The 24,434-nt window shown below is 66.1% G+C and carries 8 protein-coding genes; 5 read left to right on the top strand and 3 right to left on the bottom strand.

All coding sequences use genetic code 11. The features are described 5' to 3' along the window. The first annotated feature begins 59 nt into the window (after positions 1–59). The 5 genes from ABD05_RS18160 (at position 60) to ABD05_RS18140 (ending at position 19,288) form a co-directional block, all read left to right on the top strand. The gene (locus tag ABD05_RS18160) at positions 60–15,488 is read left to right on the top strand and encodes a two-partner secretion domain-containing protein (RefSeq protein ID WP_238594156.1); all 15,429 of its coding nucleotides are present in this window, start codon (positions 60–62) and stop codon (positions 15,486–15,488) included. Further along, a complete protein-coding gene (locus ABD05_RS37685; protein ID WP_141685071.1) occupies positions 15,488–15,907 on the top strand; it encodes a hypothetical protein in 420 nt (139 codons plus the stop codon). The genes ABD05_RS18160 and ABD05_RS37685 overlap by 1 nt, the downstream gene beginning before the upstream one ends. Before the next feature lie 177 nt (positions 15,908–16,084). After that, complete coding sequence (locus ABD05_RS18150) at positions 16,085–16,480, top strand: SMI1/KNR4 family protein (RefSeq protein WP_053059952.1); 396 nt, start codon at positions 16,085–16,087, stop codon at positions 16,478–16,480. Positions 16,481–17,478: 998 nt separating this feature from the next. Further along, complete coding sequence (locus ABD05_RS18145; RefSeq protein ID WP_047901552.1) at positions 17,479–18,390, top strand: hypothetical protein; 912 nt, start codon at positions 17,479–17,481, stop codon at positions 18,388–18,390. Positions 18,391–18,481: 91 nt separating this feature from the next. Further along, entirely contained in the window at positions 18,482–19,288 is an 807-nt protein-coding gene (locus tag ABD05_RS18140) for a hypothetical protein (RefSeq protein ID WP_047901551.1), read from the top strand. 131 nt (positions 19,289–19,419) lie between these two features. On the opposite strand, the gene argG is transcribed toward ABD05_RS18140, so the two are convergent. From argG to ABD05_RS18125, 3 genes are all read right to left on the bottom strand, one after another. Continuing rightward, entirely contained in the window at positions 19,420–20,757 is a 1,338-nt protein-coding gene (gene argG / locus ABD05_RS18135) for an argininosuccinate synthase (protein WP_047901550.1), read from the bottom strand. Positions 20,758–21,086: 329 nt separating this feature from the next. Beyond that, positions 21,087–22,157: an FUSC family protein gene (locus ABD05_RS18130; RefSeq protein WP_047901549.1), complete on the bottom strand. Its 1,071-nt coding sequence runs from the start codon at positions 22,155–22,157 to the stop codon at positions 21,087–21,089. 155 nt (positions 22,158–22,312) lie between these two features. Continuing rightward, positions 22,313–23,860 carry a GGDEF domain-containing protein gene (locus ABD05_RS18125; RefSeq protein WP_047901548.1) on the bottom strand — a complete coding sequence of 516 codons (1,548 nt, stop codon included), beginning with the start codon at positions 23,858–23,860 and terminating at the stop codon, positions 22,313–22,315. Between the last annotated feature and the right edge of the window lie 574 nt (positions 23,861–24,434).

Here is a 24,434-nt window from a genome sequence, read left to right as displayed (position 1 = left end):
CCGGGCCGGCCTATGGCACGCAACGCACGGCATAAAAATCGAAACGAATCGACCAAGAAATGAACACGTCCAAGCGTAAGGTCTTGCAGCAACTGGCTGCCGCGGCAGCGGCGCGTGTCGGCGCGCGTGCGCGCGCGGAAACGATGATGTCGCGTTTCTTCCGCGTCAACGCGTATGCACTGCGCGAGTACAGCTGGTGGCAACGCGCGATGTGCGCGCTCGTTGCGACGACGATGTTCATTGGCCCGATCACCGTGACGGTCGAGCAAAGCCGCGATGCGGCCGGCACGCTGGGCGCGGGCAATCGCCGGATGGACGACGACACATGGCAGCGGGTTCTCGACCTGGCATCGCAGCGCGTGCGGTTTTCGATGCAGATTGCCGCTGCCGCGCCGATCACCGACCCGACGGCCCCCATCACGTTCCAGCCCGCGATCACGCAATCGACCGGCGCCGGTGGCGGCGTGCCGGTGGTCAACATCACCGCGCCGAACGCGGCCGGTATTTCGCTGAACCAGTATCAACGCTTCAACATCGACCCGGTCGGGCTGATCCTGAACAACAGCCTGATGTCGGGCACGTCGCTGACCGGCGGCGACGTGCAGGCGAACCCGAACCTGAACGGTCGGGCCGCGAGCGTGATCGTCAACCAGGTCACGTCGACGGGCAGCGGCTACGCGAGCTTGCTGAACGGTCCGCTTGAAGTGTTCGGCGCACCGGCGACGGTGATCATCGCGAACCCGAACGGCATCACGACGCGCGGCACGGGCTTTACGAACACGATCGGCGTCACGCTGTCGACGGGCGCGCCGCAGTTCCTGAACGGTGTCGGCGGCGCCCCGATCGATTACGCGAACGCGAAGGCGATCGGCTACAACGTGACCGGCGGCCATCTGCAGATCGAGGGCAACGCGGGCGTGAACGGCCCCGGCGCGGGGATCGAAGGCACGGTGGGCACGATCGACCTGATCGGCGAGACGATCGGGATCAACGCGCCGCTGTATGCGGGCACGCGCATCAACGCGATCGCGGGGCGGCAGTTCGTCACGCCGTCGGCGGCGGACGCAACCGGCACGACCTACGGCACGGCATCGAACGGCTCGATCAACTCGGCTGCGGCAATCAACGCGGCGAACGGCGGCGCGAATCGCTCGCTCGCGATCGACGCGACCGCATTCGGCGCGATGACGGCGGGGCAGATCCAGGTGATCAGCACGGCGGCGGGGATGGGCGTGCGCACCGATGCGCAGTTGGCCGCGAACGCGGGCGACCTGACGCTGTCGGCGAACGGCGACGTATCGATTGCGGGCACGGCGGCCCAGCATCAGGCGACGGTGCAGGGCGCGGGCAACGTGTCGATGACGGGCACGCATATCGGCGTGGGCGGCTACACGATCAACGCGAACGGCGACGTGACGTCGGCCGGCGCGATCCAGTCGGGCGGCAAGCTGGCGGTATCCGCGGGCGGAAACGTGAACGTCGCGAACGCGCAGGCGAACAGCGACATCGCCATCGCGGGCGGCGGCGCAAACGTCACGCTGGGCGACGTGCAGACCGGTGGCACGCTGTCCGTCGCCGCACAGGGCGGCGCCGGCGGAGACGTCACGCTGAATGGCCCGGTGCTCGCGACAGGCGGCACGTCCTTGCGCGCATCGCGCGACGTCCGGATAAACAACCGGCTCGACAGCCAGACGATCGACGTCACGGCACAGCGCAACATCGGCATCGCGGGGGCCGTGAGCGCCACAGGCAACCTGACGCTCACCGCACAAGGCGGTGGAATCACGTCGACCGATCGCGTCGCGAGCGGCCAACGCTTGTCCCTCAACGCCGGACACGACGTCGTTGCTACCGGCGCGCTGCAGGCGAACGGCGACCTGAGCGTGCGCGCGGGGAACAGCGCGAGCATCGGCGACATCCATGCGGGCGGAGCGATCGACGTGAGCGCACAGGGCACAGCCGGCGGCGGCGATCTCGCTTTCAACGGCGAGACGCAGGTGACGGGCGCGGCGCGGGTGGCATCGGCGCGCGACATCACGGTGAACGGCACGTTGACGGGCGGCTCGACGCTGGCGCTCGATGCGCAGCGCGACGTGACGGTCGGCGCGCGCGGCACGGTGCAGTCGGCGAGTGACCTGGCGTTGACGGCGCGCACCGGCAGCGTGACGTCGAACGGCACGTTGACGAGCGCATCGAACCTGTCGGTGCAGGGCGCGCAGGACGTCGCGCTGCTCGGCACGACGGGCGCGATGGCGGACACGACGCTGAGCGCGGGGCGCGACGTGACGGTGGGCGGCACGCTGTCCGGGCGCGGCGGCGTGCGGATCGATGCGGGGCGCGACATTGCGCTCGGCGGCAGCACGGGTTTCGTGAAGGACGCGCAGGCGCAGGCGGGCCGCAACCTGTCGATGACGGGTTCGCTTGCCGCGACGAACGTGACGCTGGGCAGTGGCCAGTCGATGACGTTGCACGACGTGCAGTCGTCCGCGGCCTTGCAGGCGAACGCGCAAAACGGGGCGTTGACGATTGACGGCACCGTGACGTCGTTGTCGACCACCCAGCTCAAATCAGGCGGCGATACGGCGGTGACCGGCACGCTGCAAAGCACGGGCCGCCTCGATGTCGCCAGCGGCGGCGGCGTCGCGATCGCGGGGCAGGTCAATACCGTGTCGACCGGGACGTTCCGAGCAGGAAACCGGTTCAGCGTGGACGGCACGCTGCAGACGACCGGCACGCTCGATATCGCCAGCGGCGCCGACGCATCGATCGGCGGCACCGTGAACGCGCTGTCGGATGTGATCCTCGCGTCGAGCGGCGGCGTGACGGTCAACGGCCTGCTGCAGAGCGCGGGCCCGCTGACGCTGACGAGCGGCGCGAACACGTCGATCGGCGGCACGGTGCTGTCGACGGGTGACGTGACCCTCAAGAACGTCGCTGGCTCGCTGGCGAGCACCGGCACGATCCAGGCGGGCCGCGATCTGCTGATCGATGCCGCGCACGCAGTCGATCTCGGCAAGCAGCAGACGATCGCGCAACGTGACCTGACGGTGCGTGCCGGCGGCGACCTCACCGCGAACGGCACGGTGATTGGTCAACGGAACGGCGCGCTGAACGCCGGCGGCACGCTCGGCGGCGCGGCATCGATCGCGTTCGGTCAAGCGGCGACGCTACAGTCGGGCGGCGATACTCACCTGACGGGTTCGCTGCGCGGCGATACGGTGCAGACGCAGGCGGGCGGATCGGCGTCGCTGCACGACGTGCAGGCCGTGTCGTCGATGTCGCTTGCCGCGACGCAGGATCTCGCGACGACGGGCAACCTGATCGGCAACGCAACGACGACGCTGCAGGCTGGGCGCGATCTTGGCGTCAGCGGCGCGGTTCAGTCGTCGCAGACGCTCATGCTGACAGCCGGTCGCGATGTCGCAACCACGGGCGCAATGCGGACCGACCAGGATCTGCACGTTCATGCGGGCAACAACGCAGCAATCGGCGATGTGCAAGTCGGCACCGCGCTCGACGTGAAGTCGCAAGGCACGGCGGGCGACGGTGACGTGACGCTCAACGGCAACGCGACCGTCGCAGGCGTGACGAACGTGCAGGCGGCGCGCGACATCGTTGTCAATGGTTCGCTGACCGGCGCCACGCAGGTGGCGCTCTCGGCGCAGCGCGACGTCGGCGTCAACGGCAGCGGTGCCGTCCGCGCCATCGGCGATCTCGCGATTACCGCGACGACCGGCAGCATCGCATCGGCCGGCATATTGAACGGCGCGGGCTCGCTGACCGCGAATGCGGCGCAGGACGTCGTGCTGACCGGGACGACCGTGTTCACCGGCGACGCCGCCATGACGGCAGGCCGCGACGTGACGGTGGGGGGGACGCTGGCAGGTCGTGGCGGCGCACGCATCGACGCGGGGCGCGATATCGCGCTGGGTGGTAGTACAGGATTCCTGACGGATGTGCGGGCGCAGGCGGGACGCAACCTGTCGATGACGGGGTCACTCACCGGAATGAACGTCACACTGGGCAGCGGCCAGTCGATGACGCTGCATGACGTGCAGTCGTCGGGCGCATTGCAGGCCAATGCGCAAAGCGGGACGCTGACCGTCGACGGCACGGTCACGTCGTTGTCGACCGCGCAGCTCCAATCAGGCAGCGACACGACCGTGACCGGCGCGCTGCAAAGCGCGGGTCGCCTCGATCTGACGAGTGGCGGCAATCTCGGGATCGGCGGCACCGTCAGCGCGCTGTCCGATGCGACCGTCACGTCGAGCGGCGCGGCGACGGTGAACGGGCTGCTGCAGAGCGCGGGCCCGCTGACGTTGACGAGCGGCGCGAACACGTCGATCGGCGGCACGGTGCTGTCGACGGGTGACGTGACCGTCAAGAACGCCGCGGGTTCCCTGACGAGCACCGGCACGATCCAGGCAGGCCGCGATCTGCTGATCGACGCCGCGCACGCGGTCGATCTGGGCACGCTGCAAACCACGGCGCAACGTGACCTCACGGTGCTCGCGGGCGGCGACCTCATCGCGAAGGGCACGGTGATCGGCCAGCGAAACGGCGTGCTGAACGCCGGTGGCGCGATCGGCGGCGCGGCGGCGATCGCATTCGGGCAGGCGGCGACGCTTCAATCGGGCGGCGATACACGCCTGACGGGCTCGCTGCGCGGCGACACGGTGCAGATGCAGGCAGGCGGCTCGGCGTCGCTGCACGACGTGACGGCTGCCGCGACGCTGTCGCTCTCGGCCGGGCAGGATCTTGCGACGACCGGCACCGTGGTGGCCGGCTCGACGGCGACGTTGCAGGCCGGCGGGAACCTGAGTGTCGACGGCGTGATGCAGGCGGTCCGCGATATCGCGCTGACCGCGACGAACGGGAGCATCTCGACCAGCGGGCCGATCGCCGGCAACGGCGCGATCGGTATGCAGGCGGGTACCGACATCCTGCTGAACGGATCGGTCGGCGCGGCGCGCGGCATGTCGCTGAACGCGGCCCGCGACGTCGCCGCGACGCAGGCCCTGAACGTGCTGGCGAACGACCTGCGGATCACCGCGGGCAACAACATCGGCGTGGCCGATGTGCAAGCGGGCGGGGCGTTGTCCGTCACGGCCCGAAACGGCGATGCGGCGTTCAATGGTACGGCTGCGGCGCTCGGCGAGACCACCGTGAACGCGGGGCGCGACGTGGTCGTGCGCGGCACGCTCGCCGGCGGCGGCGACGGCACGAGTGCGACGCATGCGCCGACGTCCGTGCAGGCGGGGCGCGACGTCCAGGTGACGGGCATGCTCGCGGGCGGCGCGACGCTCGGCGTCAACGCTGCGCGCGACGTGACGATCGGCAACGTCGGTCAGGTCCAGGCGGCCGGCGACATGACGCTTGCCGCCGGCGCCGGCAGTATCACGTCGCAGGGCACGCTCGCGGCAGAACGCACTGCCGCGCTGACGGCGGCCAGGGACGTTTCGCTGACCGGCAAGACGAGCGTCGGAGGCGACGCGGCGCTGACGGCCGGGCATGACCTGACGCTCGGCGGATCGGTCGTCGGCAAGGGCGGCGCGGTGCTGAACGCGGGCAACGATGTCACGATCGGCGGCAGCACCGTCTTCACGAACGACGTCGCGGCCAAGGCCGGCAACGACCTCGCGGTCACGGGCGCGCTGCAGGGGCAGGCGGTGTCGCTGAGCGCCGCACGCTCGGTCGCGCTGAAGGACGTGCAATCGAACGCGGCGCTCACCGTCAACGCCAAGGGCGGCGCGCTGACGATCGACGGCACCGTCAACTCGCTCGCAGGCGGCACGCTGAACGCCGCCGGCGACCTGACGCTCAACGGCGCGTTGCAGACGGCCGGATCGATGAATGCCGCGAGCGGCGGCAACCTGGCGATCAACGGGGCCGTCAACGCGCTTGCCGATGCGACTTTGCATTCGGCTGCGGACCTGAATGTGAACGGCACGCTGCACGCGGGTGGCCCGCTGGCGGCATCGAGCAATGGCACGCTGTCGGTCGGCGGCACGCTCGACGCGGCCACCGATGCGACCTTGAGCGCGGCGCGCGGCCTCGTCGTCGACGGCACCGTCAACGCCGGCCGCAAGCTCGACATGACGAGCGGCGGCCCGACGACGCTGCGCGGCGTCGTCAACGCGGCAGCGGCGGGCGCGCTGCGCTCGGACGGCGACATCACGGTCAACGGCACGCTGCAGGCGGCAGGGCCGCTCGACGTCATCGGCGGCGGCAACACGACGGTCGGCGGCGCGCTGGTGTCGTCGGGTGACATGACGCTGCGCAATGCCGCGGGCGCGCTGACGAGCACCGGTACGCTGCAATCGGGCGGCAACCTGTCGGCCGATGCGGCCGGCACGATCGATCTCGGCCGGGGACGCACGACAGCGCTCGGCGATCTCGCGGTCAACGCCGGCCGCGATCTGCACGCGGACGGCACGGTGATCGCGCAGGGGCGCGGCACGCTGACGGCCGGCGGCGCGATCGGCGGGGCGGGGGCGCTGGCGTTCGGCGGGGCGGCGACGCTGCAGTCGGGCGGCGACACGCTGCTTGCCGGTTCGCTGCGAGGCGATCAGGTCGACGTGAACGCGGGCGGTAACGCGACGCTGCACGACGTGAACGCGGGCGCGGCGATGACGCTCGCATCGGCCGGCAACCTGAGCACGACCGGCGCGGTGAGCGGCAACGCGGACGTGTTGCTGCGTGCGGGCGGCGACATCGATCACAGCGGCGTATTGCAGGCTATCGGCAATGCGACGTTCGACGCGCGCGGCGGGCATGTCGCATCGACGGGCTCAATCGAGACGAACGGCGCGCTTGCGGTGAAGGCGGGCACGGATATCGCGCTCGGCGGCAAGACGGCTTCGGCGCTGAACACTGCCCTGACCGCCGGCCGCGACATCGCGATCGGCGGCTCGCTGGCGAGCGGCGGCGCGTTCAATGCGACGGCCGGCGGGAACGCGGGCATCGCCGGCGCGGTGCTGGCCATCGGCGACACGCATGTCGGCGCGGCCAACGACATTGACGTGACCGCCAAGCTCGAGGGCCACGGGGCCGGCATGCTTACTGCCGGCCGGGATCTGACCGGCGCCGGCGCGATCGCGTTCGCACAGGCCGCGATGCTCGATGCGGGCCGCGATGTCGTGCTGGGCGGGCTCGTGCAAGGGCATACGGTTGCGATCACGGCGGCAGGCAATGCAAGCGTGACCAACGTGCAGGCGGACGATACGTTGTCGTTGCGCGCGAACGGCACGCGCACGGACACCGGGCCCGGCAACCTGACGATCAACGGCACGGCCGCCGCCGGCGGGCGCATCGATGCGGTCGCGGCGCAGGACGTGTCGGTGCCGGGCAAGCTGCAGGGCGCGGCCACGGTCGGCATCGATGCGGGGCGCAGCGCCGTGATCGGGGGCGCGGTCCAGTCGGGTGGCGCGATGACGATTGCCGCGCATGCCGGCGATCTTGCCGCGATTGGCGGGATCAACAGCGGCGCGACGCTCGACGTGACGACCGGGCGCGATCTGGCGCTCGGCGCCACGACGAGCGCGGTCGGCGACATGACGCTCACCGCCGCGCGGGATCTGAACACCGGCAGCGGGTTGCTGATCGGCGACGCGAACGGCACGCTGCGCGCGACGCGCGATATCGTCGGCGCCGGAACGCAGTCGTTCCTGCAAGGTGTGTTCGATGCGGCCGCGCAGCGCAACGCGGTGTCGGGCGGCCTCGTTCAGGCCCGGAGCGTGCAGTTGCAGGGCGGTAACGATGCGTCCGTCAACGACGTCGTATCGGCGACCACTTTCGACCTGAAGGCGCTCGGTAACGCGGGTGGCGGCGATGCCGTGGTGCGCGGCACCGCGCAAGCGGCCGGCGCCGCGACCGCGACTGCGGCGCATGACGTGCGGGTGACGGGCACGCTGTCGAACGGCGCGGCGCAAACGCTGAGCGCGGGCAACGACGTCGTCGTAAGCGGCACGTCGAGGTCCGCCGGCGACATGAAGGTGGCCGCGTCGGGCGGCAGCGTGCAATTGAACGGCACGACGACGTCGGGCGGCGCGCTCGATGTCCGCGCCGGCGTCGATGCGCGCTTCGACGGCACGATTGCCGCGGCCGGCATGACGACAGTCCAGGCCGGCCGCGATATCGGCATCGGCGGCAGCGTGGCCGGGCAGGCTGGCGGCACGCTGACGGCCGCACGGGATATCGCCGGCGCCGGATCGGTGGCGTTCGGGCAGGGTGCGACGCTCGTCGCGTCGCACGATGTCGCGTTGTCGGGGGCGTTGCAGGGCGCGAGCGTGTCGGTGACGGGCGGCAACAATGCCGGCCTCGGCAGCGTGCAGGCGGTGTCGGGCGATCTGTCGGTCGTCGCGAACGGTCTTGCGGGCGGCGGTGACGTGACGCTCGGCGGCGCGGGCACCGCGCTGGGCGCGTTCTCGTTGCAGGCCGCGCGCGACGTCAGCGTGAGTCACGCGATCAACGCGGGGGCGGCAACGGGCATCACCGCCGCACGCAACGTCGCGCTTGGCGACGTGAACACTGCGGGCGACCTGAACGTCACCGCGTCGAACGGAAGCGTCGCTGCGGAGAGCGTGACGGCGCGCGGCAACCTGGACGTGACGGCCGGGCAGGCGATCGCGCTGTCGGGGCAAACCGTGTCGGGCGGCAATGCGACGCTGGCGTCCGGCGGCGACATGACGCTGGCCGGCAGCATCGCCGCGCAGCAGGCAGGCAAGCTGACTGCGGGCGGTTCGATCGACGCGGCGTCGATCGCGTTCGGCAAGCAGGCCACGGTCGGCGCGGCGAACAGCATCGTCGTGAAAGGCGGCGTCGCGACCGACGGCGATCTGGCGATGACGGCCGGTAACGACCTCGCGATCGGCAGCGCGCAGACGGGCGGTGCGATCGACTTGCGCGCGCAGGGGCACAACGGCGCCGGCGACGTGATCGTGAACGGCGGCCTGACGTCCGGCACGGCGACGACGATCGCCGCCGCGCGCGACGCGGTGATCGCCGGCAGCGTCGGCAGCGGCGCAAGCCTGACGGCCGGCGCGGGACGGAACTTCGGCATCGCCGGCGCAATGCGTTCGAACGCCGATACGTCGTTGAGCGCGACGAACGGCAATCTCGTCGTGGGCGGCGATTTCGTGTCCGTCGGCAATTTCGGTGCGCGTGCCGGCGGTACGCTGGCGCTGCTGACGGGCGGGCTGACCAACGGCGACACCACGTTGACGTCTGGTGGCGCGATGACGCTCGGCGGCGCACTGTTCGGCCTCGGCGGCGCGAGCCTCGACGCGGGCGGCGCGATCACGGGCGGCAGCGCGCTGACGTTCGGCAAGGATATCGGCGTGACGTCCAGCGGGGGCGTCGCGCTCGGCGCGATCCAGAGCGCAGGGAAGTTCACGGCGACGTCGACCGGCGACCTGTCGCTCCGTGCGACGACCGCGGTCGGCGGTGTGTCCGCGACGTCGCAGGCGGGCAGCGTCGCCGTCAACGGCGCGCTGCAGTCCGGCGGGAGCGTGCAGATCCAGGCAGCGAACAACGTGCAGGTGACGGGCGCGCTGTCGTCGATGGGGACGGTGAACGTCAACGGCGTCAACGGCAACGTGACGCTCGCGGGCGTGTCGTCGAACGGCGATGCGACGCTGCATGCAGGGCAGGACCTCACGCTCGGCGGCTCGAGCGTCGTGGCCGGTCAGTTGGGGTTGTCGGGCGGCAACGTGACGCTCAACGGGTCGGTGGCCGGTTCGAAGAACGTGACCGTCTCCGCGCAGGGGACGGTGGATGCCGGCAACGCGACGATCGTAGCGTCGCAGAACCTGCAGGTGAACGGCGCGAACGTCACGCTCGGCGACGCGACGGTGGGCGGGACGCTGACCGCGCAGGCGTCGAACCAGCTCACGCTGGCCGGCGGCCATGCGGTGAACGTGGTCGGCAATGCGATGCTGACGTCGCAGAACGGGATGTATAACGCGGCACATGTGCTGGCCGGGTCGCTCAACGTGTCTGCGCCGAATCTCACGAACGCGGCGGGGGCGTCGCTTGCGTCGATCGGCGCGACGACGATCAACGCGTCGAATTTCACGAACGCGGGGCTGGTGAACGGCACGACGACCAACGTGACCGTGGGCGGCGGGCTGACGAACGTCGGCGGGTCGCTGATGGCAGTGGATGCGCTCGGCATCAACGCGGGTTCGCTGAACAACCAGAACGGGATCGTCTTTGCGGGGAATCCGAGCGTCGGGACGGGGGCGACCGGCGATGTGTCGCTGACAATTAATGGCGGCAATGGCGCGTTCTACAACGCGGGCGGACAGTTGCTCGCGCAACGGAACATGGGCATCAACGTCGCCAACATGACGTTCGACCCGCTGCAGGGGACGATCAGCCAGGGCGGGAACCTGTCCGTCACCGCCGGCTACGTGAACATCGGCGGCACCTGGAACTACGGCGGGCAGAGCGTGGCGCTGACCGGCCTGAACGGCATCACGAACAACGGCACGATGACCGGGACCGCGGCGCTGACGCTGTCGTCCGGCGGCGGGACGTTCGAGAACCACGGGCAGGTCAGCGGCCGCGACGTGACCTTCAACGGCACGCTGAACAACGCGGCCGGCGCGGTGATGCATGCCGACAATGTGTTGACGCTGAACGGCAATACGACGAACCGCGGGACGGTCGAGGCGGGGAGCGTGCTCAACGTCAGCGGCTGGAACTACGACAACCAGGGGGCGACGACGCAGTCGAGGGGGGATGCGAATTTCAATCTCGGCGGTTCGCTGTTCAATACGGGCGGCTCGATATTCGCCGGCCGGAACATCGGTGTCTCTGCTGCGCAGGTGATCAACGATCAGACTGCGCCGCAGGGGGCCGTCACGACGACCACGCAAATCAGCGATCCGGCGCTCCTGATGTCGGGATCGGTCGGCACGGTGACCGCCGGCTATGAAAAGATATCGGGTCATGAGCAAACTGTGTCGGCAGCTTACGTGACGTCGTCTGCGACGCTCGGCGGCCTGCTGGCGCCGACCGGCTCGACCACGAACAGCGGTTTATTGTCGGCTTCCGATCCGGTCGCGACGTCCGGTACGGTGACGTTCAATCAGTACCGCGTCCTGACCGGCACAAACGACCACGGCGTTTCGCTCAATTCGAACTATTGGTTTGTCGGAACGGGGCCGGCGGCCGGTGCGCTCCGATCGGCGACGTTCACGTTGCCGACGGTCTACCAGACGACGACGAATCAACAAGCAGGAACCTCGGGCGTCATTTCGGCCGGCGGTTCGATCACTTTGGCTGCCGGCACCCTGTCGAATCGAGGCGGGCAGATCGCGGCGCAAGGCGATATCGCGCTCAATGTCCAGTCGTTGAGTAACGGCGCGGTTGCGCCGACCATGACGGTCAACAGCACGACGTATGTCGACCAGGCCCAATATACGAATTTTCTGACGCAACTCGCGGCGCTCGGGTCAATCGGTGTCCAAGGCACCGGCAACCCGACCGGCGTGTTCAATTGCGATTCGGGCAATTCTTGTCAGGTGGGCTCGCCTTACGGGCCGACCACGTTCCAAATCAACAAGGGTGCAGCCGCGCCTGTTGCTACCGGCACGGTGACCTTCACGACGCCGACGGGCATGATAGCCGCGGGCCACGACCTGGCGCTCGGCGGCGGCAATCTGGCCAACGCGGGGGTGCTGTATGCCGGCAATAACGTCGCTATTACATCCGGCACGCTAACCAACCAGGGTGGTAACCAGCAAAACTATTCGAGCCAGGTCGGCTGCGCGTCGGGCGTGCCGAATTCGGCATGCGGCAACGCAGGCCAACCGCGCGGCAACAATCCGACCACGACGACGTTCGGCTACAGCCAGAACGACGCGACGATCTACGCCGGCCACGATCTCGTCATCGCGGCCGGCCAGATCAACAACACGTACGGCAATCTGCTCGCGGGCCACGACATCGTCATCGGCGGCGTCGGCACGACCGCAAACTCGACCACGCCCGCACAGAGCCTGAACAATACGTCCGGCAACATCGTCGCGGGCAACAACATCACGCTGAACGTCTCGGGGGCGATCACCAACAATCTGCCACCGCCGGTTCCCGTACATGAAAACTACGGCAAGCAGGAGCAGTACTCGGGCTGCATGACCGCAGGCGGCTACAAGGAAAGCTACTGCGAGGGCTATGTCGACCAGCAGTCGGGCAGCTCGTCGGTGATCAGCGCGGGCAACAACCTGCAGGTCAATGCCGGCAGCCTGACGAACATCGGCAGCCTGATCGCCGCGGGCAACAACGCGACGATCGCGGTCGCAGGCCCGGTGGTCAACGAAGCGCAGGTGCTGAACGCCTACTGGCACTCGCACTGGGTGCAGGAAACGGGCATGTTCAGCAGCGACAAGCGTCACGACATCTGGGCATGCGGCACGCCGGAGCAGTGCAAGGCGCTGTATGGGAGCGCATACACGAGCACTGGCGGCACCATCGATCCGCCGACGCCGGTCGGCAATATCGCGTCGACGATCCAGGCGCCGAACCTGTCGATCTCGTCGGGCGGGCAGATCCAGAACGTCGGCAACGTGATCGGCACGTTGGTGTCGTTGAGCGGGCAGAAGCTGATCAACGGCATCACGACGCCGAACACCTACACGCCGCAGGTCGGCTCGCCGCAACGCGTGATCACGCTGAGCCCGGTGACGTTGCCGGGGCTGAATCTGTCGATTCCGCGCGCGGTCGGGATGGGTACGCTGCCGACGCCGGTAGCCGGCAAGGCGTCCTACGTCGACGAATCGTTGAGCGGTTCGGGGCTTGGGCTGCTGGGTGCGCAGGATCTGCTGAACAACCTGCCGAAGAACTTGCAGCCGTCGTCGACGCTGTTCTATTTCAATCCGCAGGAAGAGGATCTTCTGCTGCAGCAGGCCGCCCTCCAGCAGACGGGCAAGGCGAGCTTCGTCGATGGTTTGACATACGACAGCAAGAACAACATGTCGGTGACGGCGCAGGAAAAGATGTACCTGTACCAGAATGCAGTCGACTACTCGAAGGCACATGACCTGCAACTCGGTGCCGCGCTGACGCAGGAACAGATCAATGCACTTGATCGGCCGATGCTGTGGTACGTCGAGCAGACCGTGCCGGATCCGACGTGTCATGCGACGGGGACGGCATCGTGCCCGACGATCACTGCATTAATGCCGCAGGTGTATCTGCCGCAGGACACGCAGGCGATGTCGGCGGGCGGCAATATCTCCGGACATGACGTCACGCTGAAGTTCAATCAGGACGGCAACGGCAGCATCCTCAATACGGGGAGCATCACGGCGTCGGGGACGCTGAGCGTCGATACGCACACGCTGACGAACCAGGCGAACCAGGTCAATGTCGGAGAGATCTGGCAGAAGGTCGATGGCGGCTATCTGAATACGACCGGCACGGTGGTGCAGCCGGGCGGGTTCATGAGCGCCGCGAACATGGATCTGAATGTTCAGGCGCTGAACCAGATCGGTGGGGCGCTGCAGAAGCTCGCGGCCGACGGAACGATCGATCAGGCTGGGACCCAACAAGCGCTTGCAGCGCTTCAACACCAACTCGGCGGCAATTTCACGCAAACGGCCCTGAGCGACAACCTTCACCAGGATTTCGTGAAGGAAGGCGGCTCGTTCGGGATGACGCAGATCTTCTCGATGGTGGTCGCTGTTGCCGCGGCGATCATGATGCAGCCGGAGATATCTGCTGCGATCGCGTCGATGTCGGGGGCTGCCGACGCGGCAGCCACAGCGGCATTCATGGCGGCCCAGCAGGGACTGACGGGCGCGGCCATCACTGCGGCGGCAAGTGCGGCAGGTGGTTCGCTGGCCGTCGGCGGCTTGGCCAACACGATGATTGCTGTCGGATTGAGCTCGTTTGCGTCCAGCGCGCTGGGGCAGGTCGTCGCTACGGGGCAGGTCGATTTCGGCGCGAGCCTGAAGAACGGTCTGATCGGAGCGGTGACTGCCGGACTGACGAACGGCATCACGTTCGATAGTGGTACTGGTTCGTTCGGGTTCAGCGCGAATGCTGCATTCGAGGGAAGTGCTCCGTCTCTTTCGGCACTGGCCGGTGTGCAGACGACGGGCAACGCGTTGGTGCCGCAGGCTGGAGCGGCGGCAGGATCGCTTCCCACTGCGGTGCTCGCAATGTCGGCCGATGCGGCGATTCAGGCCGGCACGCAGACGCTGATTGGCGGGGGAAGCTTCCTCGATAGTCTGCGGGACAGCTTCGTCAGGGATGCTGCGGCTGCTGCTGCGTATGCGATTGGTCAAGGAACCGATCCGCTCACGATTCAGAACATCGCTGCCCATGGTCTTCTCGGGTGTGCGGCGAGTGCTGCAACGGGGAGTGGTTGTGCGGGCGGTGCGATTGGTGGAGCAACCAGCGCTGCCGTCGCGCCGTTCGCGATCGTTGCACTTGATCCGACCGGGGCGCCACTAACTGCCGAACAGGTTGCGACGGTGACCGCGTTGTCCATGTTCGGTGGAGGACTGGCCGCGGGGTTGGTAGGTGTTGATGCGCAAGCGGGGGCAACTTGGGCCGGGAACGAGGCGACTAACAACGCAGAGAAAAATATAGGGAAAATTGTCCAAGCTTGTGGACAGAATGCCTTTTGTCGTGCGCTGTTGCTAACGTCACCGCTTGCCACCACCCTGGTGACTGCCGTCGGTGCAGAGGCAAATAGAAACAACGGTTTCAACAATGCGCACGGCAACCAGCCGCAATTACCGGACTCGCCCGGTAACAATGATGATGACCTGAGCGGAGGGGCACAGGGGCGACGATCCGGCGGCTTCTCGGTTGCCGGAATGGCATTACTCTCAACTTGCATCCCGACGCCGCCGGCGGGATGTATTCCGGTCACGATACCGGTACCGACGTCTTTCGCGTTGCCGAGTTTCGGTCCAATATTCTCGGTCGGGGATAGCGGCAGCGATCACTCGAGTCACGACGCGACTGGTGCTTCCAGTGCAGGGAGCGGAAAACAGGCGGATTCGTCCGCATCAAGTAGCGTCAAGACTGGCGGAACGGTCGAGCTGTTTACTGACTCAACCGGTCCAAAAGTTTCAGGTGCGGTTGGCGTGGGGCCAACGGATCCACGTGCTGTCGCTGCAGATGCTCGGAACATGCCAAATATCCCGAGCAATAGCCAGGCAAAGGTGGTCGCGAACAATCCGTTTATTCCTAGAGATGCAGGAGGGACAGGGGCGATGATGGACTACCTGCCTGAAGCCGCTCGGATTACTAGGCCAGGAGGGGAGATTGTCGTCAATGGGAATATGGCTAATATGTATGTGAAAAATATGCCAACTGCAGCTCAACTTGAACAGTTGGGGTTGGAGGTAAAGTATCAAGGAAATCTCCTTCCCGAATACCGGGGATTTAATTTCCTTCGGACGGATGGGTCGAGGATTGATCTGGAAACGATGAGAAGCGTCGTTTTTGTGAAGAAGGGGAGGGTGTAGTGAGAATTGTAAAAGATTGTTGGCAAGTGCTTGGTGCATCCGAATGTCAGTATGGTGCCCACATATTTGATGGCAATGATGTCATTGTGTATGTAAGTCATTGGTTGGCTGTATTTGACGAAATTGAGAGTTTATTTTTCAGGAAAAATGCAGAGGGATATGTTGGGCACTGTCAATTTGCTTTTTTGGATATTGAGAAGTTCGATATGGTCGTGGTTCCGTACGAGAACCACGCGGATGGTGTGATTTGGCGCGATCCCGTCAAGTATTCGTATTCGGGGAAGGCGCAAGGCGAGACGTCGATATTTGAGTTGTCCGGCAGTCTGCAAGGAATCGCCTCATCGGTGGAGATCACTGTTAAAGCTCGAGCGTTCGAACTGCGGATACTGGACGGGGATGAGCCGGCAAGACAGTCATAATTCTCCGTGCTAACGCAAGCGATAGGAGGTGCAGCCCGTCAAGTTTGGCGGAAGCCCCACGGATTCGGGAAACAAAGTCGTACTTCCCCGAGATCTACACCGTCAACAGGTTACGCCATGGTGGAATAGGTTGATGAAGGATATTACTAAGTGAGGGGCTGCTACGACAGCACAGACATGATGGATAGTAAGCGATTGGCCAATTGGCATTGGAACGAAGGGGCATCGAATCAGGCTGTTTCAGATCTGATCGCCCTGATCGAGATTCCTCTTCCCGACGACTACCTCACGTTTCTGAGGGAGCACAACGGGGGAGAGGGATTTATCGATAATGAATATCTTATGCTTTGGAGGGCAGAAGATATCGTCACGTTCAATGAGGAATACGAGGTTGCTGAATATGCGCCAGGCTTACTGCTCTTTGGTTCCAATGGCGGTGGGGAGGCATATGCATTTGATACTCGAGTGAGTCCGATGCAAATCGTCGAGGTTCCGTTCATCGGTATGGATCTTGCCGATGTCATACCGATTGCGGGGAGTCTCACTACGCTACTTTCGGGAGCATCAGAATGAAGCCGCGGAAGGGCGAGGCACGTCCGTTGGGAATGGAGCTGTTTGATGTAAAACCGGTGATTCTTGGCGGGAACCCGAATGATATGTCCAATAAAGCGTGGCTCACGAGGCAGCAACATATCGAGGCAGTTCGATACTGGAATCGGGTCGTGCAAGAACTCAAGGCAAGGAAATAGCCGAAGCATTGCCGTCCGAGATGGAAGACCTATCCGCCATTTTGTGGGCGAGGGTCATGCTCGCCGGGCGGTTTTCACGCCGCCCGGCTGCACATGAAGAACGTTGAGACGGACGTGACGGCCTAGAACAAAACCTGCCCGTCATTCAACATTGCGAAAGCCGGCGCAGACGTTGAACAACGTCGACACCAACGCGAGCACGATCGTCAATCAGGTTGCCTGATTGTTGCAGAAGCGATACGGTGCGATCGCACCAGCATCGTCTGTCTTGCTGAAATTATTTAGTAATGTTTTTTTTAGGCGAATCGAAATAATAAATATTCGGTAGCTACCCTAAAGAAAGCGAAACCCCTGCCGTTACACTTCCTCGGTGGCTCGCAAAACCACACGAAAGCACTACAACCGCACAACCACACGACCAAACAACCGAGGGACGCACGGCCGGCGAAGCCGTGCGCATGATCAGAAGATGGGACGCATCGATTCGATTCGGCGCGCGGGCATCGGGGGCCGGCGCGCCCTCTGCCTTTACCTTGCCGCAGCGGGGCTGTTGCCGCATCGCACCGCCGCCGCTGCGGGCCTTGCCCCGCACGAACACACCCACGCCTGTATCCGTCGTGCCGAACGTCTGGCAACCGACGAATCTCACGCTTTCCCTCGCCGGCATATCACCATACCTATTCAACGCCGTTCACGGAGGGAAGCAAGAAAAGCGAGAGCACGAATCGATCTTTCAATAAAAGCAATACAACGATATTCAAATATTGACTATTAAAAATGCATCGTAAATCGGGGATTGAATTGAAGAAGCATTCTGTTTGTTTGTTGGCGGCTGCAGCGATCTCGGTGTTCGTCGTCGCGGGCTGTGGTGGCGGCGGTGACGGCTCGTCGAACGCCAGCAGCGGCACGCCCGCAAACACCGGCGGCGCCAATAACGCAGCCAGTGCGCCGGTCGTCGCATCGACGCCGCTCGCGGCACAGCCGGCGAGCGCGCCGGTCGCCTCGTCGCAGCCGGTGACGGTCGGCGAGGCGCTGCCGAGCCTGACGAACCCGCAAGCCGGTTCGACTGCCGCAACGGCGAGCGGCCCGATCGGGATCTGGACGCAATCCGGCAACCTGGGTTACTCGACCATCGCCCTGGTCGATCCGCGCAACAACCTGACCACGCTCAATCTGCTGGGATCGTTCGTGATGTCAGAGGATTTCGCGAGTCTGACGGTCAATGGCGCGACGTGGTCGCTCGGTTCAGGCGTCAACTTCGGCACGGGCGGGTTGATCACCAAAATCGACTCCGGCTCCGGTGCGTACGGCGCGAACCAGACGTTGTCCGGAACGATCAGTCGAGGCGGTACTGCGTCGACCTTGACGTGGACCTATAACGCCGCAAACGCACTGAGCGTCACGCAGGACAGCGTCGTGGGCACGTGGGCGACCACGAACGCGTCCTTCGCGATCGCATCGGGCGGCACGGTCACCGGCACGCTGAGCGGTTGCAACATGACCGGCACGCTGACACTCGCCACGCCCGGCTCGAACCAGAACATGTACGACATGACGCTGGCAGCCTCGGCATCGACGGGCTGCAGGCTCCCGGCGGGCGTTCCGCTGTCGGGCAGCGCCGCGATCATGTTCGTGCCGATCAAGGGGACCAACGGCTTCCAGCGATCGATCCTGTACGTGCTGCGCGCCGCTGATTACAGCTTCGTCGCCTACGGCCAGGTCATCAAGCAATAAACGCACGGCCTGCTCGCACGCGGCGTTTTCACGCGCCGCGTGCGACGGCCCGACGAAAACGTTCCGTCAACAACGAAAGCCAATTTACTCAATGAAGAACTCATCCAAAGCCACCCTGTTCGGTTGCGGCCTGCTCGTGACGCTGCTGTCCGGCTGCGTCACGTTGCCGAACACCGACCTGAAACCCGAAGCCCGCGAGAAGCTGCATTCGATCGCCATCCTCGAAGTCACCGAGCCGAAGCGTGTCGCGGTCGTCAACCTCGGCGGCGCGGCGGGCGGGTTCGGTCTGATCGGCGCACTGGCGCAATCCGCCATCAACGCGAGCCATACGAGCACCTACACGGATCACGTGGCCACCGGCAAGATCGTATTCGCACCGGACATCGCGGACGGCGTAACGGGCCGCCTCACCGGCAACGGGTATCAGGTCGTGAAGCTGGACGGCCAGAAAGTGAAGCTCGCGGATGACGGCAAGTCGGACGACTACTCCGCGATCCAGACCGACGCGGATGCCATCATGAATGTGTGGTTCACGTCGTTCGGCTATATCTCGCCGCCCAACCAGCCCGATTACATTCCGTGGGTGGTCGTCCGGGCGCGCATTCTCGACGCCAAGACGAAGCAGGACATCTATTACAAGACGTTCGCGTGCGGCTACGACATCAAGTCGAACAGCGTCCACATCGACAGCGATTTCGCTTACACGTACGGCAGCTTCAGCGATCTCGAGAAGCGTTTCGACAAGTCGGTGGAAGGGATCAAGTCGTGCGAGAAGTCGGTCGCGGACATGATCGGCCAGGATCTGGCACGGACGCCGGCGACCGCGGCTACGACGGCTGCGGCTACGACGACGACGGCTGCGACGACTGCGACCGGGACTGCCACGGCATCGAAATGATCTTGATGCGACTGCAGGATCGTCGGAATACGCGTTCCGAATCCGGCAGTGCCTGAAGAAAGCTGGGAGGGGAGTACGGCACGCGGCCGGGCGGTTTTTACGCCGCCCGGCCGCTCGCGAAAGCGACTGGCTTACTCGCCGCTATCGCCCTTGATCTGCGGCAGCGCCGACGATTCACCCGGCGTGAGCAAGCCGACTTGCGTATAAACGCGCAGCTTGTCGCGCGTATCGGTGATGTCGAGGTTGCGCATCGTCAGCTGGCCGATCCGGTCGCGCGGCGAGAACGTCGATGCCACCTTCTCCATCGACAGGCGTTCCGGCTGGTACGTGAGGTTCGGCGACTTCGTGCTCAGGATCGAGTAGTCGTTGCCGCGGCGCAGTTCGATCTTCACTTCGCCGGTGATCGCGCGCGCAACCCAGCGCTGCGCCGTTTCGCGCAGCATGATCGCCTGCGGGTCGAACCAGCGGCCCTGGTACAGCAGGCGGCCGAGACGGCGGCCGTTCTCGCGGTACTGCTCGATCGTGTCTTCGTTGTGGATGCCGGTGACGAGACGCTCGTACGCGATGTACAGCAGCGCGAGGCCCGGGGCTTCATAGATGCCGCGGCTCTTCGCCTCGATGATCCGGTTCTCGATCTGGTCGCTCATGCCGAGGCCGTGGCGCCCGCCGATGCGGTTCGCTTCCAGCAGCAGCTCGACCGGGTCCGTGAACTCGACGCCGTTCAGCGCGACCGGCTGGCCGGCTTCGAAGCGCACCGTCACTTCTTCCGCGGCGATCTTCACGTCGTCGCGCCAGAACGCGACGCCCATGATCGGGTTCACGATCTTGATGCCGCTTTCGAGGCTTTCGAGATCCTTCGCCTCGTGCGTCGCGCCGAGCAGGTTCGAGTCGGTCGAATACGCCTTCTCGGCCGACATCTTGTACGCGAAGCCCGCCTGGTTCATGAATTCGGACATTTCGGCGCGGCCGCCGAGTTCGTCGATGAACGTCTGGTCGAGCCACGGCTTGTAGATCTTCAGGTCCGGGTTCACGAGCAGGCCGTAGCGGTAGAACCGCTCGATGTCGTTGCCCTTGTACGTGCTGCCGTCGCCCCAGATGTTGACGCCGTCTTCCCTCATCGCGGCGACGAGCATCGTGCCCGTCACGGCGCGGCCGATCGGCGTCGTGTTGAAGTACGTGACGCCGGCCGTCGTGATGTGGAACGCGCCGCTTTGCAGCGCCGCGATGCCTTCGGCGACGAGTTGCGCGCGGCAGTCGATCAGGCGGGCGCCGGCTGCGCCGTATTCGATCGCACGCTTCGGGATCGCGTCGTAATCGTCTTCGTCGGGCTGGCCGAGGTTCGCCGTGTATGCGTACGGGACGGCGCCCTTCAGTTTCATCCAGTGCAGCGCGGCGCTGGTGTCCAGGCCGCCGGAGAAGGCGATACCGACCTTCTGGCCGGTCGGGAGGCTTTCGAGAATCGTGCTCATAGGAATTACCGTGGATTGGGTCCGGTGGGATCGTATTTCGCGGAATATGCGAGTATCGGCTGTCCGGGAAGTTGGGGCAAGGGCTGATTTTCGCGCGGATCCGTCGTCCGGCCTGTCGCGGCGGGCCTGGCGGGCGGTTAACCAGGCGGAGAACGCCGCGTTAACCGGCGCCGAGCGGCGGCCGAAACGGTCGCGAACGAGCGCCGTCGCGGGCCGTGCTTCCGGGGCCGGATCGGCTGAAGGGCGGGGCCGCCGCCGTCAGGATGCGGATCTGCTGCGCCGAAAGACATATGAAAGATTGGCGGGCCCCACCCGGAATCCCGCGAACCTCAGATATTCCACGACTGCGCGGTATCGAGCAGCTTCTCGCGCAACTGATCGACTTCGCCGGCCAGCTTGGCCGTGATCGACACGTAGCCGGACAACTGCGGCGGCGGCGCGTCGTGCGGCGGGTCGGCCGGCCGGCGGCGCGGCGCGAGCCGGCTCGGCGTGCCGAACTTGAGCGCGCGGCTCGCGCCGACGAGCGTGTCGCGGATGCGCCGGTTCACGGCCCTCATCTCGACGCGCATGTATTCGCGGGCCGCCAGGTCGTCGCGGGCCGGCACCGCGCTCGACAGGATCTCCAGATAGCCGATGCACAGGCGCAGGCTGCGCTGGATCGCTTCGAGCTGCGTCATCGACGTCTCGCATTCCTTCGACACCGACGGCATCAGCGAACGCAGCTGCACGAGCAGCGCGCTCAGCGCGGCCATTTCCTTCAGGTGCGCGTCGTCGCTGACCTGGCGGTCGCCGGCAACCCGCGCATGCACGGCCGCGCATGCGCGCAGCGCGTCGGCGAGCTTGTAGCGCCAGGAATAGGTCGCATAGAGCGGCAGCGCGAACGAGAACGCCAGCGCGATCGCGATGCCGGTCAGCACGTTCACCGCGCGCCACAGGCCGTCGACGATCTCGTTGTCGCCGTGCCCGGCGACGATCACCATCGTGATCGCCGACAGCAGCGCGATATAGCCGGCCTTGCCGATCGCGTGATACGCGCAGAAGCCGCACGCGATTGCCATCAGCAGGTAGATCGCGAGCGGCGCATGCGCGAAGGAATACAGCAGGATCAGCCCGAGCCCCGCGAGCGCGCCGATCGACGTGCCGAGCGCGCGCTCGGCGGCCTTCTTGCGGATGTTGCCGTGGTGCTGCAGCCCGCCGACGACGATCAGCACCGTGATCGTCGACCACTCGCCGTGCGGCACGCGCAGGCCGGTGGACAGGGCGATCGACACGAGAATCGCGAGCGCGACGCGCGCCGCATGGATCAGCTTCGCGTGCCGGTAACGGCGATACGGGTCGAGCAGCGGGCGGAGCGCGTGGCGCAGGAGGGGCGGCAGCCGGGTAGGGAGCGAGGCGGTCATGACGGAGCGGGAGTGGCCGGAACGCGCACGGCGGCCTGCGCGGGCGGGCGCCGCGCCGCGTGCGCAGCAGACGTAACGCTAGCCGAACGCGCGCGGGCTGTCCACGGCGCGGCGGTCCGGCCCGGCCGGCTGCCGCATCGTGTCGCGACATCACGTCACGCGATGTTACGCCATGCGTCGGCCGCGCTCGGCTGCGCGTCCGACACGCGATTGCGTCCGCCGGACTTCGCGCGGTACAGCGCCTCGTCGGCGCGCAGCAGCAGCGTCGCGGCGTTCATGCGGCCGTCGGCGGCGGTCGCCGTGCCGATGCTCGCCGTGACGCGCCCGTACGGGCTCTGCACGTGCTCGATGCCGAGCTCCGCGATTGCTTGCCGGATACCTTCGGCAACGGTCGCCGCGCCTTGCGCGTCGGTGTCGGGCAGCGTGACGACGAATTCCTCGCCGCCGTAGCGCGCGACGTGATCGCCGTCGCGGCGCAGGCAGCGCGACGCGGATTGCGCGACGCGACGCAGCACGTCGTCGCCGGCCGGGTGGCCGTAGTAGTCGTTGAACGCCTTGAAGTGATCGACGTCGACGAACAGCACGGACAGCGGGCGGCCGCTGCGCGCCGCACGCTGTGCCTCCTTCGCGAGCACCGTGTCGAACGTGCCGCGGTTGTCGAGGCCCGTCAGCGAATCGGTGTGCGCGAGCCGGTACAGCTTCGATTCGGCGATCTGCCGGCGCTTCAGTTCGCGCGACAGCGCCAGCGAGCCCCACGCGATGAACCCGGTGAACAGGCACATCAGCACGACGGTCCAGACCGCGCGGTGGTGCCACGGCGCGTAGACGTCGATCTCGGCCGGCGCGACGTCGACGATCAGCGGCAGGCCGGGGAGATGCTTGTAAACATAGATGCGCCGCACGCCGTCGATGCTGCCGGTGCCCGCCAGCACGCCTTCGCGGCTGCGCAGCGCCGCGATGAACAGCGGCGAATTGTGCAGGTCGAGGCCGACCGTGCGCGCGTCGTAAGGCAGGCGGCTCACGAGCATGCCGTTGAGCTCGGCGATCGCCGCGCTGCCGTGCTTGCCGACCGCGAGGCCGTCGAGCAGCGCGCGGAAGTAGTCGATGCTGAGCGTGCCGACGACGATGCCGCCGAACGTGCCGTCGGCCAGCGAGATCCGGCGGCTGAGCGCGATCGTCAGCGCGCCGCCGCGCAGCCGGGACGCGTATGGCCGGCTGATGTAGAGGCCCTGCGCGAGCCCGTTGCGGTGCACGGTGAAATAGTCGCGGTCCGCAAAGTTGCCTTGCCGCGCGGGCGACGCGCTCGAATCGATCACGATATTGCCGTGCGCATCCATCACGAACAGCGACCCGAGATACGCACCGGTCGCCGCGCGGTCGAACAGCAGCCGGTGGCGCTGGCGCGGCGGCAACGTCATCAGTTCCGGATCGGTCACGCCGTCGACGACGTTTTGCAGCGACAAATCGTAGAGTTCGATATTGCGCGCGATATCGCGTTCGATCAGCAGCATCAGGTTGCGCGCATTTTCGACCGCATGGTCATATGCGTCGCGCCGCGCCTCGATTAAAAGCGACGTGGAAAGTCCCCAACTGAACATCAGCAGGACGATGCCCGCAACGAGTACGCCGCGGGGCGACAGAATGCGTGCCACGATCGACGCGGTATGGCGGCGCAGCGTGGCGGGCAGCGGGAGTGGCTTCATCCTCGGGGGGGGGGCGGGCGGCGGATATTCGCGTCGTCGACGGTTCCGCGCGCTGATTATTTCGAATTAATCCGCATTATCTCGCGAATCCCGGCAATTCGTGTGCGCATGCAAAACATGCATGCGGAAACGGCGATTCGAAACGATTACGCATCATTACCGCATTGCGCGCGGGCGATTTGATTTGAATCAATTATCAGTATCGGTCGTTTTGTCTGATTAATGGGGCGATGACCGGTCGATTTTTCGTATCGGCGCGGTATTTGGCGGATCGAGACAGCATTGCCCGCCTGCCGCGCGGAATGAAAAGCCGAATAACCCCGGAATAGCCAAGGTTTTTGTGCCGGCGTGCGGCTGCGGCCGCGCCGGTGCAGCCAACTCGTTGATTCTGCGAACTCTCCCCGGCCGCGGCGGGCGGGCGCACCCGAGCTGTCCCGATGGCGAATCAGGTAGAATCCGCGCTTCGCCGCAGGCGCCCGCCGCGCAACGCGTATCGGGGCCGCATCGAATGCATCGCAGGACGCGCCCCGCGCTCCGATTCCGCATGCGCCGGCTACGGATGCCGGCCCGCTCA

This window comes from Burkholderia pyrrocinia, assembly GCF_001028665.1.
GTDB classification, from domain to species: domain Bacteria; phylum Pseudomonadota; class Gammaproteobacteria; order Burkholderiales; family Burkholderiaceae; genus Burkholderia; species Burkholderia pyrrocinia.
This window is presented reverse-complemented; position numbering and strand designations above follow the sequence as displayed.

Coding starts and splice junctions, on each gene's coding strand:
- ABD05_RS18160 (WP_238594156.1), top strand. CDS start 60: ATGAACACGTCCAAGCGTAAGGTCTTGCAGCAACTGGCTGCCGCGGCA.
- ABD05_RS18150 (WP_053059952.1), top strand. CDS start 16,085: ATGATGGATAGTAAGCGATTGGCCAATTGGCATTGGAACGAAGGGGCA.
- ABD05_RS18140 (WP_047901551.1), top strand. CDS start 18,482: ATGAAGAACTCATCCAAAGCCACCCTGTTCGGTTGCGGCCTGCTCGTG.
- argG (WP_047901550.1), bottom strand. CDS start 20,757: ATGAGCACGATTCTCGAAAGCCTCCCGACCGGCCAGAAGGTCGGTATC.
- ABD05_RS18130 (WP_047901549.1), bottom strand. CDS start 22,157: ATGACCGCCTCGCTCCCTACCCGGCTGCCGCCCCTCCTGCGCCACGCG.
- ABD05_RS18125 (WP_047901548.1), bottom strand. CDS start 23,860: ATGAAGCCACTCCCGCTGCCCGCCACGCTGCGCCGCCATACCGCGTCG.